Source organism: Streptomyces bluensis (assembly GCF_014650715.1).
GTDB lineage: Bacteria > Actinomycetota > Actinomycetes > Streptomycetales > Streptomycetaceae > Streptomyces > Streptomyces bluensis.
Genome location: NZ_BMVM01000026.1, coordinates 20,145 through 37,943, shown reverse-complemented (window position 1 = coordinate 37,943; position 17,799 = coordinate 20,145). Strand labels below are relative to the sequence as shown.

The following is a 17,799-nucleotide window of genomic DNA, read 5'->3' as shown; positions in this document are numbered from 1 at the left end:
GTGGATCAGAGAACCCGCACCGCACCCGTCGCCGGGTAGCCGGACAGGTCCTGGATCACGACGCCCTTGGAGGGGTTGGCCGCGTCGAGGTACTGGCCGTTCCCGATGTAGGTGCCCACGTGGTACGCCGAGCCCTTCGCACCCCAGTACAGGATGTCGCCGACCTGAAGGTTGGACAGCGAGACCTCGGTGCCGACCGTCGACTGGTCCTGCGAGACCCGGGGGAGGTCCACGCCGACCTGCTTGTACGCGGCCTGCATCAGGGAGGAACAGTCCCACGCGTTGGGGCCCGAGGCGCCCAGGACGTAGGCGTCGCCCAGCTGCGCCTTGAGGAAGCTGATGACCGTCGCGACACTGCCGCTGGCCGGGGTGGACGCCGAGGTCGACGTCGAGGCCGAGGCCGAGGCCGACTTCGACGTCAGGGCGGTCCGCTCGGCGGCGCGCGTGGCCCGCTCGGCGGCTGCCCGCCGCTCGGCCTCGGCCTTCTTCTTGGCCTCCGCCTTCGCTTCCTTGAGGTCCGCCGCGGCCTGCTTGGCGGCCTTGGCCGTGGCAGCGTCACGCTCGGCCTGCAACTCGTAGTTCGCGGCGGTCTGCTGCATGACGTCCGCGGACTGCGCGACCTGAGAGGCCACGTCGGCCGTGAGCGTGGGCAGTTCGATCGTCTGGGTCACGGGCTCCGCGGCGTACGCCGACGCGGACGCACCGGCCACTGCCACGCTGCCGAGGATGCCGCCGGCGACTCCGGCACGCATCGCCATCGTCGAGGCGCTGCGGCGGGGCTTCCGGTGGCTGCGTATGTGAGCGGTGTGGGACATGGGTACAAGCGGTACCAGGGGCTCCTCCATACCTTCAAGAAACGTGTGGTCCGCCACAGTTGTTCAATCCGCCCCTGAAATCCGGTGGGCGCCGCTCCTTATTGACGCCGTAACGGGCAATGCGGACACCATCGCTCAAGCCTGTGATCACGTGTTTTCGTCGATACGCCCGAATTGCTCTCCGCCTACCACCGGTTGCGGCACGTGGCCAAGCCTGGCTCCTTGGCGCCCCTGGTGAATGTGACGCAGGTCACGAGGTGGTGATCGTGACGCCCGCGCCACGTGCAGGTGAATTCGGGTCGCGGGAGCTCGTGAATGCGTGCACGCGTCCACATTCGCTCGCCGCCGGTCCCTCGGGTGTGAACGCGCCCCTCTATCAAGCTGCGATGTCCAGGGCCAATTTGCATGCAAAGGAAGCCTCTTGATATGGAGACGCACTGCGTGACCAGGGGTTACGATCGAAAATGTCACTTCTGGTGATCGCTCTGACGCTTCGGGTGTGAAGATCACTGCTCATCCGACTTCATGATCGTTCGTCAGGTGGTGAAGATCACAAAGTCCTTGCTTACCCCCGTGTCGCAGATCACAGACCGGCGGGCATAAGATGCGGGGCAGTTGGGCTTGTGACCTGCTTCACATGTTCGCGATCTTCGCCGGGACAGGCGGGGCTCAGGGGACTGGTGAGGCACGTGATAACTCCGACGCAACCGCCAGCAGTCAGTGCCGACTGAGAGGAGCGAGGAGCGGTGAACGCGTATGCGCCCATCCTCGTACTGGGAGCCCTCGGGGCAGGTTTTGCGATCTTCTCCGTGGTCATGGCCACGCTGATCGGTCCGAAGCGCTACAACCGGGCCAAGCTAGAGGCCTACGAGTGCGGTATCGAGCCGACCCCCACGCCGGCCGGCGGCGGGCGTTTCCCCATCAAGTACTACCTGACGGCGATGCTCTTCATCGTCTTCGACATCGAGATCGTCTTCCTCTACCCGTGGGCCGTCACCTTCGACGCCCTGGGTGTTTTCGGGCTCGTGGAGATGCTGCTCTTCGTGCTCACCGTCTTCGTCGCCTACGCGTACGTATGGCGGCGCGGCGGCCTGGAATGGGACTGAGGGGCCTTTCAATCATGGGACTCGAAGAAAAGCTGCCGAGCGGCTTCCTGCTGACCACCGTCGAGCAGGCCGCGGGCTGGGTGCGCAAGGCGTCCGTCTTCCCCGCCACCTTCGGCCTCGCCTGCTGCGCCATCGAGATGATGACCACGGGCGCGGGACGCTACGACCTGGCCCGTTTCGGCATGGAGGTCTTCCGCGGCTCACCCCGCCAGGCAGACCTCATGATCGTCGCCGGCCGGGTCAGCCAGAAGATGGCGCCGGTGCTGCGGCAGGTCTACGACCAGATGCCGAACCCCAAGTGGGTGATCTCCATGGGGGTCTGCGCGTCATCGGGCGGCATGTTCAACAACTACGCCATCGTCCAGGGCGTCGACCACATCGTCCCGGTCGACATCTATCTCCCGGGCTGCCCGCCACGGCCCGAGATGCTGATGGACGCGATCCTCAAGCTCCACCAGAAGATCCAGACGTCCAAGCTCGGTGTGAACGCCGAGGAGGCGGCCCGCGAGGCCGAGGAGGCCGCGCTCAAGGCGCTCCCCACCATCGAGATGAAGGGGCTGCTGCGATGAGTGACGCGAACGGCACCAGCGCCAACGGGGTCAACCCCGAGAAGGACCTCGGCGCCTCCAACCTCCCCGGCCAGCGCGGCGAGGGCGGTGAGGAGATCCGCGTCCAGCGCGGCATGTTCGGCGCCAACAACGGCGGCGACACCTCCGGCTACGGCGGCCTGGTCCGCTCCATCCGGCTGCCCGGCCCGGCCACCCGCCCCTACGGCGGCTGGTTCGACGAGGTCGCCGACGAACTTGAGGGCGCCTTGGAGGAACAGGGACTCGTCCCCGAGAACGTCATCGACAAGACCGTCGTCGACCGCGACGAGCTCACGTTCCACGTCGAACGCGAGTACCTGCTCCGCGTCGCCCAGACCCTCCGCGACGACCCGGCCCTCCGCTTCGAGCTGTGCACCGGGGTCAGCGGAGTCCACTACCCGGGAGACAAGGGCCGCGAGCTGCACGCCGTCTACCACCTGCGCTCGATCACCCACAACCGGCTGATCCGCGTGGAAGTCTCCGCCCCCGACGCCGATCCGCACATCCCGTCGCTCGTCTCCGTCTACCCGACCAACGACTGGCACGAGCGCGAGACGTACGACTTCTTCGGCATCGTCTTCGACGGTCACCCGGCGCTGACGCGGATCATGATGCCGGACGACTGGCAGGGCTTCCCGCAGCGCAAGGACTACCCCCTCGGCGGCATCCCCGTCGAGTACAAGGGCGCCCAGATCCCGGCTCCGGACCAGCGGAGGTCGTACTCATGAGCACCTCGCACGCATCGGCCTCCGCCGCTTCGGCGCGCGAGACGACCGAAGGCACCGTCTACACGGTCACCGGCGGTGACTGGGACGAGGTCGTCGAGACCGCGGCCAAGGCCGACGACGAGCGCCTGATCGTCAACATGGGCCCACAGCACCCGTCCACCCACGGTGTGCTCCGGCTCATCCTGGAGATCGAGGGCGAGACCGTCACCGAGGCCCGCTGCGGCATCGGCTACCTCCACACCGGCATCGAGAAGAACCTTGAGTACCGGACGTGGACGCAGGGCACGACCTTCGTGACCCGCATGGACTACCTCACGCCGTTCTTCAACGAGACGGCGTACTGCCTCGCCGTCGAGAAGCTCCTTGGCATCGAGGACCAGGTCCCGGACCGCGCCTCGATCATCCGCGTGCTCCTGATGGAGCTGAACCGCCTCTCCTCCCACCTGGTGTGCATCGCCACCGGCGGCATGGAGCTGGGCGCCACCACGATCATGATCTACGGGTTCCGGGACCGTGAACTCATCCTCGACATCTACGAGCTGATCACCGGCCTGCGCATGAACCACGCGTACATCCGGCCCGGAGGACTCGCCCAGGACCTGCCGCCGGGTGCGGTGGACCAGATCCGCGAGTTCGTGAAGAAGATGAAGAAGAACCTTCCCGAGTACGACAAGCTCGCCACCGGGAACCCCATCTTCAAGGCCCGCATGCAGGATGTCGGCTACCTCGACCTGGCCGGCTGCATGGCCCTCGGCGCCACCGGCCCGATCCTCCGCTCGGCGGGCCTGCCGCACGACCTGCGCAAGACCCAGCCGTACTGCGGCTACGAGACGTACGACTTCGACGTCCCGACCGCCGACAGCTGCGACTCCTACGGGCGCTTCCTGATCCGCCTGGAGGAGATGCGCCAGTCGCTGCGGATCGTCGAGCAGTGCCTCGACCGGCTGGAGCCCGGCCCCGTCATGGTCTCCGACAAGAAGATCGCCTGGCCCGCCCAGCTCGCCCTGGGACCGGACGGACTGGGCAACTCCCTGGACCACATCAAGAAGATCATGGGCAGCTCCATGGAGGCCCTGATCCACCACTTCAAGCTGGTGACCGAGGGCTTCCGCGTCCCGCCGGGACAGGCGTACGCGGCGGTCGAGTCACCCAAGGGAGAGCTCGGGGTGCACGTCGTGTCCGACGGAGGCACCCGCCCCTTCCGGGTCCACTTCCGGGACCCGTCCTTCACCAACCTGCAGGCCATGGCGGCGATGTGCGAGGGCGGCCAGGTCGCCGACGTCATCGTCGCCGTCGCGTCCATCGACCCCGTGATGGGAGGCGTCGACCGGTGACCACCACCCCCGAGGGCGTCAGCCTGGGCATGCCCCAGCTGCCCGCGCCCGACTACCCGGACGACGTCCGGGCCCGGCTGGAGCGGGACGCGGCGGAGATCGTCGCCCGCTACCCGGACTCCCGCTCGGCCCTGCTGCCGTTGCTGCACCTCGTGCAGTCGGAGGAGGGCCACGTCACCCGCACCGGCATGCAGTTCTGCGCCGACGTGCTCGGCCTGACCACGGCCGAGGTCACCGCGGTCGCCACCTTCTACACCATGTACCGGCGCAAGCCCTCCGGTGACTACCAGGTGGGCGTCTGCACCAACACCCTGTGCGCGGTGATGGGCGGCGACGCCATCTTCGAGGCGCTCCAGGACCACCTGGGCGTCGGCAACGGCGAGACCACCGACGACGGCAAGGTCACCCTGGAGCACATCGAGTGCAACGCGGCCTGCGACTTCGCGCCGGTCGTGATGGTCAACTGGGAGTTCTTCGACAACCAGACCGTGGACAGCGCGCGGCAACTCGTCGACGACCTGCGTGCGGGAGCGCGGGTCGAGCCCACCCGAGGCGCCCCCCTGTGCACGTTCAAGGAGACCGCCCGGATCCTGGCGGGGTTCCCCGACGAGCGGGACGGGGCCGTCGAGGCGAGCGGCAGCGCGGGACCCGCCTCCCTGATCGGCCTGCGCCTGGCCAAGGGCGAGGCCGCCGCGCGCGTGGTGCATCCGCGGGACGGCGGACCCCACGACGAGCCGCAGGACAGGGCACCTCGGGACGCGGCGCCCCACGAGCCGCCGGCCGCCGAGCACCTCAGCTCGCACGACGCGCCACAGGACACATCGGCCTCCGACCCTGCCCACCCGGCGGGTCCTGTCGCCGAGGAGGGGGAGTGATGACGTTGGCAGCCGAGATCAAGGACCACAGCCCGGAGAAGCTGCTCGCACCCGTGCTGTCGGCCTTCTGGGACGAGGACAAGTCCTGGACGCTGGATGTCTACCGAAGGCACGAGGGGTACGAGGGGCTCCGCAAGGCGTTCGCCATGTCACCGGACGACGTGATCGCGTACGTCAAGGACTCCGGTCTGCGCGGGCGCGGAGGTGCGGGATTCCCGACGGGAATGAAATGGCAGTTCATTCCCCAGGGCGATGGAAAGCCACACTATCTAGTTGTCAACGCCGACGAATCGGAGCCGGGAACGTGCAAGGACATTCCGCTCCTCTTCGCGAACCCGCATAGCCTCATCGAGGGCATGGTCATCGCTTGTTATGCCATCAGGTCGTCGCATGCCTTCATCTATCTGCGTGGTGAAGTCGTCCCCGTTCTGCGGCGGTTGCACGAGGCCGTGCGTGAGGCCTACGCGGCGGGCTACCTCGGCGAGAACATCCTGGGCAGCGGACTCGACCTCGACATCACCGTGCACGCGGGCGCGGGCGCGTACATCTGCGGTGAGGAGACCGCACTGCTGGACTCGCTCGAAGGCCGCCGTGGTCAACCGCGGCTCCGTCCCCCCTTTCCCGCTGTCGCGGGCCTCTACGCGTGCCCGACTGTTGTGAACAACGTCGAGTCGATCGCGTCGGTTCCCGCGATTCTGAAAAACGGCAAGGACTGGTTCAGGTCGATGGGCAGCGAGAAGTCACCGGGCTTCACGCTCTACTCGCTCAGCGGCCACGTCGCCCGCCCCGGTCAGTACGAGGCCCCGCTCGGCATCACGCTCCGCCAGCTCCTCGACATGAGCGGCGGCATGCGGCCCGGGCACCGGCTGAAGTTCTGGACGCCGGGCGGCTCCTCCACGCCGATGTTCACCGACGAGCACCTCGACGTGCCCCTCGACTACGAGGGCGTCGGCGCCGCCGGGTCCATGCTCGGCACCAAGGCCCTGCAGTGCTTCGACGAGACCACCTGCGTCGTGCGGGCCGTCACCCGCTGGACCGAGTTCTACGCCCACGAGTCCTGCGGCAAGTGCACGCCCTGCCGCGAAGGGACGTACTGGCTCGTGCAGTTGCTGCGCGACATCGAGGCCGGCAAGGGCGTCATGTCCGACCTCGACAAGCTGAACGACATCGCCGACAACATCAACGGCAAGTCCTTCTGCGCCCTCGGCGACGGCGCCGCCTCGCCGATCTTCTCCTCCCTCAAGTACTTCCGCGAGGAGTACGAGGAGCACATCACGGGCCGGGGCTGCCCCTTCGACCCGGCCAAGTCCACGGCCTGGGCCGACAAGCGCATGGAGGTGAACGCATGACGGTGACCACCAACGCTCCGTCCGGGGGCGGAGAAGCGGCGGTCCCGCCGGAGGACCTCGTCTCGCTGACGATCGACGGCGTCGAGATCAGCGTGCCCAAGGGCACCCTGGTCATCCGGGCCGCCGAGCAACTCGGCATCGAGATCCCACGGTTCTGCGACCACCCGCTCCTCGACCCGGCCGGCGCCTGCCGCCAGTGCATCGTCGAGGTCGAGGGCCAGCGCAAGCCCATGGCGTCCTGCACGATCACCTGCACCGACGGGATGGTCGTCAAGACCCACCTCACCTCGCCCGTCGCCGAGAAGGCCCAGAAGGGTGTGATGGAGCTCCTGCTCATCAACCACCCGCTGGACTGCCCCGTCTGCGACAAGGGCGGCGAGTGCCCCCTGCAGAACCAGGCCATGTCGCACGGCCACGCCGAGTCCCGCTTCGAAGGAAAGAAGCGCACCTACGAGAAGCCCGTGGCGATCTCCACACAGGTGCTGCTCGACCGGGAGCGGTGCGTGCTGTGCGCCCGCTGCACCCGGTTCTCCAACCAGATCGCGGGCGACCCGATGATCGAGCTGATCGAGCGCGGCGCGCTCCAGCAGGTCGGTACCGGTGAGGGCGACCCCTTCGAGTCGTACTTCTCCGGGAACACCATCCAGATCTGCCCGGTGGGCGCGCTGACCTCGGCGGCGTACCGCTTCCGCTCCCGCCCCTTCGACCTGGTGTCCTCGCCGTCCGTGTGCGAGCACTGCTCCGGCGGCTGCGCGACGCGTACGGACCACCGGCGCGGCAAGGTCATGCGGCGGCTCGCCGCTCAGGACCCCGAGGTCAACGAGGAGTGGATCTGCGACAAGGGGCGGTTCGCGTTCCGGTACGCGCAGCGGCCGGACCGGCTGACGACGCCGCTCGTGCGCGGCGATTCGGGTGAGCTGGAGCCCGCTTCCTGGCCGGAGGCCCTGGCGGCCGCCGCCCAGGGGCTGTCGGCCGCGCGAGGCCGTGCCGGTGTCCTGACCGGCGGCCGTCTGACCGTCGAGGACGCGTACGCGTACAGCAAGTTCGCGCGCGTGGCGCTCGACACGAACGACATCGACTTCCGCGCGCGCGTGCACAGCGGCGAGGAGGCCGACTTCCTGGCAGCCCGGGTGGCGGGACGTGGACGCGACCTCGACGGTACGGGCGTCACGTACACCTCGCTGGAGAAGGCGCCCGCGGTGCTGCTCGTCGGGTTCGAGGCAGAGGAGGAGGCGCCCGGCGTCTTCCTGCGGCTGCGGAAGGCCTGGCGGGGGCACGGGCAGAAGGTGTTCTCGCTGGCCACGCACGGGACCCGCGGCCTGGAGAAGGCCGGCGGCACGCTGCTGCCGGCCGCGCCCGGCACCGAGACCGAGTGGCTGGACGCGCTCGCGAGCCAGGTCGGCCTGGAGGAGGGCGGGGCGAAGGCCGCCGAGGCGCTGCGCGCCGAGGGCGCGGTGATCGTCGTCGGTGAGCGGCTGGCCGCGGTGGCCGGCGGGTTCACCGCCGCCGTACGGGCCGCGACCGCGACCGGTGCCCAGCTGGTGTGGATCCCGCGCCGGGCCGGGGAGCGCGGCGCTGTCGAGGCGGGCGCGGTGCCGTCGCTGCTGCCGGGCGGGCGCCCGGCCACCGACTCACGCGCGCGGGTCGAGGTCGCCTCCGCCTGGGGCGTCGCCGAACTCCCGCTTCGTCACGGCCGGGACACCGGCCAGATCATCGAGGCCGCCGCGAGCGGCGAGCTGGGCGCACTGGTGGTGGCGGGCGTGGAGGTCGCCGACCTTCCCGACCCGGCACGCGCGCGTGAGGCACTTGCCTCCGTGGGCTTCCTGGTGTCGCTGGAACTGCGACCCAGTGAGGTCACCGGGCGCGCGGACGTGGTCCTCCCCGTCGCAGCCGTCGCCGAGAAGGCGGGCACCTTCGTCAACTGGGAGGGCCGGGTACGCCCCTTCGAGGCCGCCCTCAAGCCCGACCAGATGACGCGCCGCCTCGCGCCCACCGACGGGCGTGTGCTCCAGATGCTGGCCGACGCCATGGACGTCCACCTGGGGCTGCCCGATCTGCGCACCACACGCGCGGAGATCGACCGCCTCGGGGCGTGGGACGGGCCGCGGGCCGGCGACCCACTGGCGATCGGCGGCCAGCTGCCGCGGCCGGCCGCCGGAGAGGCCGTCCTGGCCGGACACCGGCTGCTGCTCGACCAGGGCCGCCTCCAGGACGGCGACGAGGCCCTCGCCGGAACCCGGCACGCCGCACGCGCGCGCGTGTCGGCCGCCACGGCCGCCGAGGCGGGCGTCAAGGACGGTGACCTCCTCGCGGTCAGCGGCCCCGCCGGGGCCGTCGAACTCCCGTTGCAGATCACCGAGATGCCCGACCGTGTGGTCTGGCTCCCGCTGAACTCCGCCGGAACAGGCGTCGCCTCCGACACCGGGGCGCTGCCCGGCGCACTCGTCCGCATCGGCCCGGCGACCCTCGCCCCCGAGGACCCGAAGGAGGTGGAGGCGTGACGGCGTACCTCGCCGTGGAGGACCTCTCCATGTTCGGCCGCGATCCGTGGTGGCTGGTCGTCATCAAGGCGGTGTTCTGCTTCGCCTTCCTGATGGTGACCGTGCTCTTCTCCATCGTGTGGGAGCGCAAGGTCGTCGCCTGGATGCAGCTGCGCATCGGTCCCAACCGGCACGGCCCCTGGGGCATGCTCCAGTCGCTCGCCGACGGCATCAAGCTGATGCTCAAGGAAGACGTCATCGTCAAACGCGCGGACAAGGTGGTGTACATCCTCGCGCCGATCGTCGCGGCCATCCCGGCCTTCATGGCGATCGCGGTGATCCCCTTCGGGCCGGCGGGCAACGAGATCTCGATCTTCGGCCAGCGCACCACGATGCAGCTCACCGACCTGCCGATCGCGATGCTCTACATCCTCGCGGTCGCCTCGGTGGGCATCTACGGGATCGTGCTGGCGGGCTGGAGCTCCGGCTCCACGTACCCCCTGCTCGGGGGTCTGCGCTCGTGCGCGCAGATGATCTCGTACGAGATCGCCATGGGCGCCGCCTTCGCCTCCGTGTTCCTCTACTCGGGGTCGATGTCGACGTCGGCGATCGTCGAGGCCCAGCAGGACCGCTGGTTCGTCATCCTGCTGCCGGTCTCGTTCCTGATCTACATCGTGACCATGGTCGGCGAGACCAACCGCGCCCCCTTCGACATGCCGGAGTCCGAGGGCGACCTGGTCGGCGGCTTCAACACCGAGTACTCGTCCATCAAGTTCGCGATGTTCATGCTCGCCGAGTACGTGAACATGGTGACCGTCTCGGCCGTGTCCGTGACGCTCTTCCTCGGCGGCTGGCGGGCACCGTGGCCGATCAGCACCTTCTGGGAGGGCGCCAACCACGGCTGGTGGCCGATGCTCTGGTTCGTGGTGAAGGTGCAGCTGCTGCTGTTCTTCTTCATCTGGCTGCGCGGCACGCTCCCGCGCGTCCGCTACGACCAGCTGATGAAACTGGGCTGGAAGGTCCTCATCCCGGTCTCCGTGGTCTGGCTGATGCTGGTCGCGACCGTGCGGACCCTGCGCAACGAGAACTACGACTTCTCCGAGATCGCGCTGTACGTCGGCGGAGCCGTCCTCGTCCTGCTGCTGCTCTCGTTCGTCGCGGACATGTTCCGCGACCGCAAGGAGGTGCAGGACAAGCCGGCCGAACCCGCCGCGTTCGACCCCATGGCCGGCGGGTTCCCCGTACCGCCCCTGCCCGGACAGACCCTGCCGCCGGTGCCGCGCAGGCGCCCACGCCGCGAGCGGGAGCTGATTGTCAGTGGCGGATCCGATACTGACAGTGACGGATCTTCGAGTGGAAAGGAGGCGTCCGATGGCTGATGAGCCGAAGGAGACCAAGCCGGGTTTCCAGAACCCCGTCGCCGGCTTCGGCGTGACCTTCAAGGCCATGTTCAAGAAGCGGCTGACCGAGCAGTATCCGGAGCAGCAGAAGACCACCGCACCGCGGTTCCACGGCCGGCACCAGCTCAACCGCCATCCGGACGGCCTGGAGAAGTGCATCGGCTGCGAGCTGTGCGCCTGGGCCTGTCCCGCCGACGCGATCTACGTGGAGGGCGCGGACAACACGGACGAGGAGCGCTACTCGCCGGGCGAGCGGTACGGCCGCGTCTACCAGATCAACTACGCCCGCTGCATCCTCTGCGGCCTGTGCATCGAGGCATGCCCCACGCGCGCGCTGACGATGACCAACGAGTTCGAGCTGGCCGACTCCAGTCGCGCCAACCTCATCTACACCAAGGAGCAGCTGCTCGCCGGCCTCGAAGAGGACATGGTCGACACGCCACACGCGATCTACCCCGGCATGGACGAGCAGGACTACTACCGGGGACTCGTCACCGAGGCCGCGCCCGGTACGGAGCGTCAGGTCGCCCTCTCCAAGGGCGAGGTCCCGCAGGAAGGGGCCTCCACCTTCGGTGAGGACGAGCCGGCGTCGAAGAAGGTGATCGGCCGATGACCGCACAGCTCGCCGCCTACACCACCTCCACCGGTGAGGCGTTCCAGTTCTGGGTGCTCGGCACGATCGCCGTGATCGGCGCCCTGTGCACCGTCTTCATGAAGAAGGCCGTGCACAGCGCGCTCTGCCTCGCCGGCACCATGATCGTCCTGGCGGTGTTCTACCTCGCCAACGGCGCCTACTTCCTGGGCATCGTGCAGATCGTCGTCTACACCGGCGCGATCATGATGCTGTTCCTGTTCGTGGTGATGCTGGTCGGCGTCACCGCGGCGGACTCCTTGAAAGAGACCATCAAGGGCCAGCGTTGGCTGGCTCTTCTGTGTGGCCTCGGCTTCGGCATCCTGCTGACCGCGGGCATCGGCAACGCCTCGCTGAAGGAGTTCAACGGCCTGGGCCAGGCGAACGCGAACGGCAACGTGCAAGGCCTCGCCGCGCTCATCTTCACGAAGTACGTCTTCGCCTTCGAGCTCACCGGCGCCCTGCTCATCACGGCCGCGGTGGGCGCCATGGTGCTCACCCACCGCGAGCGCACCGAGCGCGCCAAGACCCAGCGCGAGCTGGCCGAGCAGCGCGTCCGCGAGGGCAAGCACGTCCCGCCGCTGCCGGCGCCCGGCGTGTACGCACGGCACAACGCGGTGGACATCGCGGGCCTCCTCCCGGACGGCACCCCGTCCGAGCTCACCGTCAGCAAGACGCTGCGGGACCGCGGTCAGATCCGTGACGTGTCGACCGAGGCGCTCAATGACCTCAAGGCACTGGAGCAGCGCGCTGAGGACCGCCTGGAGCGCTCGAACAGCGGGGGCTCGAACAGCGGGGAGGCCTCGAAGTGAATCCCGTCAACTACCTGTATCTCGCTGCCCTGTTGTTCACGATCGGCGCCACCGGAGTGCTCATCAGGCGGAACGCGATCGTGGTGTTCATGTGCGTGGAGCTGATGCTCAACGCCTGCAACCTCGCGTTCGTCGCCTTCTCCCGGATGCACGGCAACCTCGACGGCCAGATCATCGCCTTCTTCACGATGGTCGTCGCCGCGGCGGAGGTCGTGGTCGGACTCGCGATCATCGTGTCGGTGTTCCGTGCCCGCCACTCGGCCTCGGTCGACGACGCCAGCCTGATGAAGCTGTAAGGGGTCGGAAGAATCGTGGAGAACCTGATTGCGCTGCTGGTGGCGGCGCCCCTGCTCGGAGCGGCCGTCCTGTTGTGCGGCGGCCGGCGCCTCGACGCCGTCGGTCACTGGATCGGCACGGCTCTCGCGGCCGTCTCCTTTGTGCTCGGCGTCGTCCTCTTCGCCGACATGCTGGGCAAGAGCCCCGAAAACCGGACCCTGATGCAGCACCTGTTCAGCTGGATCCCGGTCGAGGGCTTCCAGGCGAACGTCGGCTTCCAACTCGACCAGCTGTCGATGACGTTCGTCCTGCTCATCACGGGAGTCGGCTCCCTCATCCATCTGTACTCGATCGGGTACATGGAGCACGACGAGCGCCGACGCCGCTTCTTCGGTTATCTCAACCTGTTCCTCGCGGCGATGCTGCTGCTCGTCGTCGCCGACAACTACCTGCTGCTGTACGTCGGCTGGGAAGGCGTGGGTCTCGCCTCGTACCTGCTGATCGGCTTCTGGCAGCACAAGCCCAGCGCCGCGACCGCCGCGAAGAAGGCCTTCCTGGTCAACCGTGTCGGCGACATGGGTCTGTCCATCGCCATCATGCTGATGTTCACCACCTTCGGGACCTTCGCCTTCGGGCCGGTCTTTCAGGCCACCGGTGCTCTGACATCAGGCGCTGACGCGCCGGGCAGCGAGGGCAAGCTCACCGCCATCGGCCTGATGCTGCTGCTCGCCGCCTGCGGAAAGTCCGCCCAGGTGCCGCTGCAGTCCTGGCTCGGCGACGCGATGGAGGGCCCGACCCCGGTCTCGGCCCTCATCCACGCCGCGACCATGGTGACCGCGGGTGTCTATCTGATCGTCCGCTCCGGGGACATCTTCAACGCGGCGCCCGACGCACAGCTGGCCGTCACCGTGGTCGGCGCGGTCACGCTCCTCTTCGGTGCGATCGTCGGTTGCGCGAAGGACGACATCAAGAAGGCTCTCGCCGGGTCGACCATGTCGCAGATCGGCTACATGGTGCTGGCCGCGGGCCTCGGCCCCATCGGCTACGCCTTCGCGATCATGCATCTGGTGACGCACGGCTTCTTCAAGGCCGGGCTGTTCCTCGGCGCCGGATCGGTCATGCACGGCATGAACGACGAGGTGGACATGCGCAAGTACGGCGGCCTGCGGAAGTACATGCCGATCACCTTCGTGACGTTCGGCCTCGGCTACCTCGCGATCATCGGCTTCCCCGGCCTGTCCGGCTTCTTCTCCAAGGACAAGATCATCGAGGCGGCGTTCGCCAAGGGCGGCGCCGAGGGCTGGATCCTCGGCGGCGCGGCCCTGCTGGGCGCGGCCATCACGGCGTTCTACATGACGCGGGTGATGCTGATGACGTTCTTCGGAGAAGAACGCTGGCGCCACGCCCCCACACCGTCCCCGGCCGAGCCCAGCGTGGAGCCCGCCGCCGAGACTCGCGGCGCGCACGCCGAACCGCACCCGCACGAATCTCCCAAGGTCATGACGATCCCCATGATCGTGCTGGCCGTCGGCTCGGTCTTCGCGGGCGCGTTCTTCGGCATCGGCGAGCGGTTCGTGAAGTGGCTGGAGCCGGTCACCGGCTTCGAGCACGGCCACCCGCCGGTCAGCGCGCTGACGGTCACGCTCTCCACCGTGGCCGTGATGGTCGTCGGCGTCGGCTTCGCCTACGCCCAGTACGGGCGCCGTCCCGTCCCGGTCGTCGCCCCGCGCGGATCGCTGCTCACCCGGGCCGCCCGGCGCGACCTCCTCCAGGACGACTTCAACCACGTCGTCCTGGTCCGCGGCGGCGAACACCTCACGCGCTCCCTGGTGTACGTCGACCACACGCTGGTCGACGGCGTCGTCAACGGCACGGCAGCCACGATGGGCGGCCTTTCCGGACGGCTGCGCAGGCTGCAGAACGGCTTCGCGCGGTCGTACGCGGTCTCGATGTTCGGCGGTGCGGCGGTCCTCATCGCCGCGACCCTGCTGATGAGGGCGGTCTGATACCGATGTCCTTTCCTCTGCTGACAGCGACGGCGGTGCTCCCGGCCCTCGGGGCGATCGCCACGGCCGCCGTACCGGCCGCCAAGCGCACCGCCGCCAAATGGCTGGCGCTGGTGGTCTCGCTGGCCACACTCGCGCTCGCCGTGACCGTGCTCGTGCGCTTCGACCCGGACGGCGCCCGCTACCAACTCACTGAGTCCCACGCCTGGATCCCGGAGTTCGGGGTGCGGTACGAGCTGGGCGTGGACGGCATCGCGGTGGCGCTGATCGCGCTCACGGCCGTGCTGATCCCGTTCATCATCCTCGCGGGCTGGCACGACGCCGACCCGCTGGAGACGGGCAGCAAGCGGTGGCGGCCGACACAGGGCTTCTTCGCCCTGATCCTGGCCGTCGAGGCGATGGTGATCATCTCCTTCGAGGCCACCGACGTCTTCCTCTTCTACATCTTCTTCGAAGCCATGCTCATCCCGATGTACTTCCTCATCGGCGGCTTCGGGGACCGTGCCCACGAGCACGGAGAGGAGACGGCCGCGACGCAACGGTCGTACGCGGCCGTGAAGTTCCTCCTCTACAACCTGGTCGGCGGCCTCATCATGCTGGCCGCGGTCATCGGCCTGTACGTGGTCGCGGGGAACTTCTCGCTCACGGAGATCGCCGAGGCCCGCGCCAACGGTTCGCTGAACATGGCGACCAGCACGGAGCGGTGGCTGTTCCTCGGCTTCTTCTTCGCGTTCGCGGTGAAGGCGCCCCTGTGGCCGCTGCACACCTGGCTGCCGAACGCCATGGGGGAGGCCACCGCCCCGGTCGCCGTCCTGATCACGGCGGTCGTCGACAAGGTGGGCACCTTCGCGATGCTGCGCTTCTGCCTCCAGCTGTTCCCGGAGGCGAGCAAGTGGGCGACGCCCGCCATCCTCGTCCTCGCCCTCATCAGCATCATCTACGGAGCACTGCTCGCTGTCGGCCAGCGCGACATCAAGCGCCTGGTGGCGTACGCGTCGATCTCGCACTTCGGCTTCATCATCATGGGCATCTTCGCGATGACCAGCCAGGGGCAGTCGGGCGCCACGCTCTACATGGTCAACCACGGGATCTCGACCGCCGCGCTCATGCTCGTGGCGGGCTTCCTGATCTCGCGGCGCGGGTCGCGGCTCATCGCCGACTACGGCGGCGTGCAGAAGGTCGCTCCGGTGCTCGCCGGCACCTTCCTGATCGGCGGCCTCGCGACCCTCTCCCTGCCCGGGCTCGCACCGTTCGTCAGCGAGTTCCTGGTCCTGGTCGGCACGTTCTCGCGCTACCCGGTGGTCGGGATCATCGCCACCTTCGGCATCGTCCTCGCCGCCCTCTACACCCTCGTCCTCTACCAGAGGACGATGACGGGCCCGGTGAAGGCCGAGGTCAAACACATGCCCGACCTCAGGGTGCGGGAACTCGTGGTGGTCGCCCCGCTGGTCGTGCTGCTGATCTTCCTGGGCGTCTACCCGAAGCCGGTCACCGACATCGTCAACCCGGCGGTGAAGCAGACCATGTCCGACGTCCATAAGAAGGACCCCCAGCCCGAGGTGGAGGCGGCCAAGTGAGCGCATCAGCCGTCCACAGCCTGTGGACAATGGCAGCCGATCCGATCGAGAAGATCCAGGCGCCGAAGATCGAGTACGGGCAGTTGTCGCCCACCCTGATCGTCATCGGGGCGGCGATCCTCGGGGTGCTGATCGAGGCCTTCGTGCCGCGCAGGTCCCGCTACTACGCCCAGGTGTTCGTGGCGATCGTCGCACTCGCGGCCTCCTTCGCGGCGGTCGTCGGGCTCGCCGCGGGCGGATACGCCACCACGAAGGCCGGCATCGCGGCGATGGGCGCCATCGCCGTCGACGGACCGGCCCTGTTCCTGCAGGGCACGATCCTGCTGGCCGGACTGCTCGGCGTGTTCACCTTCGCCGAGCGGCGGCTGGACCCGGCGGCGCACGGCAAACGCGTCGACTCGTTCGCCGCACAGGCCGCGTCCGTGCCGGGCAGCGACAGCGAGAAGGCCGCGGTGAAGGCCGGGTTCGCCACCACCGAGGTGTTCCCGCTGCTGCTCTTCGCGATCGGCGGCATGCTGATCTTCCCGGCGGCGAACGACCTGCTGACCCTGTTCATCGCCCTCGAAGTCTTCTCGCTGCCGCTGTACCTGCTGTGCGCCGTGGCCCGCCGCAAGCGGCTCATGTCGCAGGAAGCCGCCGTCAAGTACTTCCTGCTGGGCGCCTTCGCCTCCGCGTTCACCCTGTTCGGTATCGCGCTGCTGTACGGATACGCGGGCTCGGTGTCGTACGCGACGATCGCCCAGGTCGTCGACGGCACCGTCCAGAACGTCAGCCCGGCGCTCGCCGCCACCATGGGCAACGACGCGCTGCTGCTCGTCGGTGGCGCGATGCTGGTCATGGGCCTGCTGTTCAAGGTGGGCGCGGTGCCGTTCCACATGTGGACGCCGGACGTCTACCAGGGCGCGCCGACCCCGGTGACGGGCTTCATGGCGGCGGCGACGAAGGTGGCGGCCTTCGGCGCCCTGCTCAGGCTCCTGTACGTCGTCCTGCCCGGTCTGCGCTGGGACTGGCGGCCGGTCATGTGGGCCGTCGCGATCGTCACCATGCTGGGCGGTGCCATCGTCGCGATCACCCAGACCGACATCAAGCGGCTGCTGGCGTACTCGTCGATCGCGCACGCCGGATTCATCCTCGCGGGTGTCATCGCGACCTCGCCAGACGGCGTCTCATCGGTGCTGTTCTACCTGGGCGCGTACTCGTTCGTGACGATCGGCGCCTTTGCGGTGGTCACCCTCGTACGGGACGCGGGCGGCGAGGCCACCCACCTGTCCAAGTGGGCCGGGCTCGGACGCAGGTCTCCGCTGGTGGCGGCCGTGTTCGCGGTGTTCCTGCTGGCCTTCGCGGGCATCCCGCTGACCTCCGGGTTCGCCGGGAAGTTCGCCGTGTTCAAGGCGGCGGCCGAGAGCGGGGCGGGAGCGATCGTCGTGATCGGTGTGATCTCGTCGGCCATCGCGGCGTTCTTCTACATCCGCGTGATCGTGCTGATGTTCTTCAGCCAGCCGCGCCCCGAAGGGCCGACGGTCGCCGTGCCGTCGCCGCTGACCATGACAGCGATCGGGGTGGGCGTGGCGGTCACGCTTGTGCTCGGTGTGGCGCCGCAGTACTTCCTGGACCTGGCGGGACAGGCGGGAGTGTTCGTGCGGTGACGCTCCACTGAGCGACGCGGCACGGGTGGGACCCGGTCTCCTCAGGGGGGCCGGGTCCCGTCGTTTGCCCTGTGGATAACTCTGAGGCTGTCGGTGCGGGCCCCTATCGTGGCAAGTGCTGGAGGAAACACAGACGACGCGGGTGGCGCGGGCTTCGCGGACGGCGCGGACGATACA

The 17,799-nt window shown here is 68.6% G+C and carries 15 protein-coding genes; 14 read left to right on the top strand and 1 reads right to left on the bottom strand.

What is annotated here, in order from left to right; genetic code table 11:
- Positions 1 to 5 precede the first annotated feature (5 nt).
- Positions 6 to 845, bottom strand: a complete 840-nt coding sequence (locus IE262_RS36250) for a C40 family peptidase (RefSeq protein ID WP_134033994.1) — start codon at positions 843 to 845, stop codon at positions 6 to 8.
- A 716-nt stretch (positions 846 to 1,561) separates the two neighbouring features.
- Between IE262_RS36250 and IE262_RS36245 the strand changes: the two genes are divergently transcribed.
- The 14 genes from IE262_RS36245 to nuoN are packed head-to-tail and all read left to right on the top strand — an operon-like array spanning position 1,562 to position 17,622.
- Positions 1,562 to 1,921 carry an NADH-quinone oxidoreductase subunit A gene (locus tag IE262_RS36245; protein ID WP_007383963.1) on the top strand — a complete coding sequence of 120 codons (360 nt, stop codon included), beginning with the start codon at positions 1,562 to 1,564 and terminating at the stop codon, positions 1,919 to 1,921.
- Positions 1,922 to 1,935: 14 nt separating this feature from the next.
- Complete coding sequence (locus tag IE262_RS36240) at positions 1,936 to 2,490, top strand: NuoB/complex I 20 kDa subunit family protein (RefSeq protein WP_003998928.1); 555 nt, start codon at positions 1,936 to 1,938, stop codon at positions 2,488 to 2,490.
- A complete protein-coding gene (locus IE262_RS36235; RefSeq protein WP_189879726.1) occupies positions 2,487 to 3,236 on the top strand; it encodes an NADH-quinone oxidoreductase subunit C in 750 nt (249 codons plus the stop codon). The genes IE262_RS36240 and IE262_RS36235 overlap by 4 nt, the downstream gene beginning before the upstream one ends.
- Positions 3,233 to 4,570, top strand: a complete 1,338-nt coding sequence (locus IE262_RS36230) for an NADH-quinone oxidoreductase subunit D (protein ID WP_134034000.1) — start codon at positions 3,233 to 3,235, stop codon at positions 4,568 to 4,570. The genes IE262_RS36235 and IE262_RS36230 overlap by 4 nt, the downstream gene beginning before the upstream one ends.
- Positions 4,571 to 4,599: 29 nt before the next feature.
- Positions 4,600 to 5,445, top strand: coding sequence for an NADH-quinone oxidoreductase subunit NuoE (nuoE, locus tag IE262_RS36225; protein WP_189879771.1), 846 nt, complete (start codon positions 4,600 to 4,602; stop codon positions 5,443 to 5,445).
- Positions 5,442 to 6,794: an NADH-quinone oxidoreductase subunit NuoF gene (gene nuoF / locus IE262_RS36220; protein ID WP_189879725.1), complete on the top strand. Its 1,353-nt coding sequence runs from the start codon at positions 5,442 to 5,444 to the stop codon at positions 6,792 to 6,794. The genes nuoE and nuoF overlap by 4 nt, the downstream gene beginning before the upstream one ends.
- A complete protein-coding gene (locus IE262_RS36215; RefSeq protein WP_189879723.1) occupies positions 6,791 to 9,295 on the top strand; it encodes an NADH-quinone oxidoreductase subunit G in 2,505 nt (834 codons plus the stop codon). Before nuoF ends, IE262_RS36215 begins: the two co-directional genes overlap by 4 nt.
- On the top strand, positions 9,292 to 10,653 hold the full coding sequence (nuoH, locus tag IE262_RS36210) for an NADH-quinone oxidoreductase subunit NuoH (RefSeq protein WP_189879722.1): 1,362 nt from the start codon (positions 9,292 to 9,294) through the stop codon (positions 10,651 to 10,653). Before IE262_RS36215 ends, nuoH begins: the two co-directional genes overlap by 4 nt.
- Positions 10,646 to 11,287: an NADH-quinone oxidoreductase subunit NuoI gene (gene nuoI / locus IE262_RS36205; protein WP_134034013.1), complete on the top strand. Its 642-nt coding sequence runs from the start codon at positions 10,646 to 10,648 to the stop codon at positions 11,285 to 11,287. The genes nuoH and nuoI overlap by 8 nt, the downstream gene beginning before the upstream one ends.
- Positions 11,284 to 12,117: an NADH-quinone oxidoreductase subunit J gene (locus IE262_RS36200; RefSeq protein ID WP_189879721.1), complete on the top strand. Its 834-nt coding sequence runs from the start codon at positions 11,284 to 11,286 to the stop codon at positions 12,115 to 12,117. Before nuoI ends, IE262_RS36200 begins: the two co-directional genes overlap by 4 nt.
- The gene (gene nuoK / locus IE262_RS36195) at positions 12,114 to 12,413 is read left to right on the top strand and encodes an NADH-quinone oxidoreductase subunit NuoK (protein WP_067240510.1); all 300 of its coding nucleotides are present in this window, start codon (positions 12,114 to 12,116) and stop codon (positions 12,411 to 12,413) included. Before IE262_RS36200 ends, nuoK begins: the two co-directional genes overlap by 4 nt.
- A gap of 15 nt (positions 12,414 to 12,428) precedes the next feature.
- On the top strand, positions 12,429 to 14,399 hold the full coding sequence (gene nuoL, locus IE262_RS36190; protein WP_189879720.1) for an NADH-quinone oxidoreductase subunit L: 1,971 nt from the start codon (positions 12,429 to 12,431) through the stop codon (positions 14,397 to 14,399).
- 5 nt (positions 14,400 to 14,404) lie between these two features.
- Positions 14,405 to 15,976 carry an NADH-quinone oxidoreductase subunit M gene (locus IE262_RS36185; protein WP_134034022.1) on the top strand — a complete coding sequence of 524 codons (1,572 nt, stop codon included), beginning with the start codon at positions 14,405 to 14,407 and terminating at the stop codon, positions 15,974 to 15,976.
- On the top strand, positions 15,973 to 17,622 hold the full coding sequence (gene nuoN / locus IE262_RS36180; RefSeq protein WP_134034025.1) for an NADH-quinone oxidoreductase subunit NuoN: 1,650 nt from the start codon (positions 15,973 to 15,975) through the stop codon (positions 17,620 to 17,622). Before IE262_RS36185 ends, nuoN begins: the two co-directional genes overlap by 4 nt.
- Positions 17,623 to 17,799: the final 177 nt, after the last annotated feature.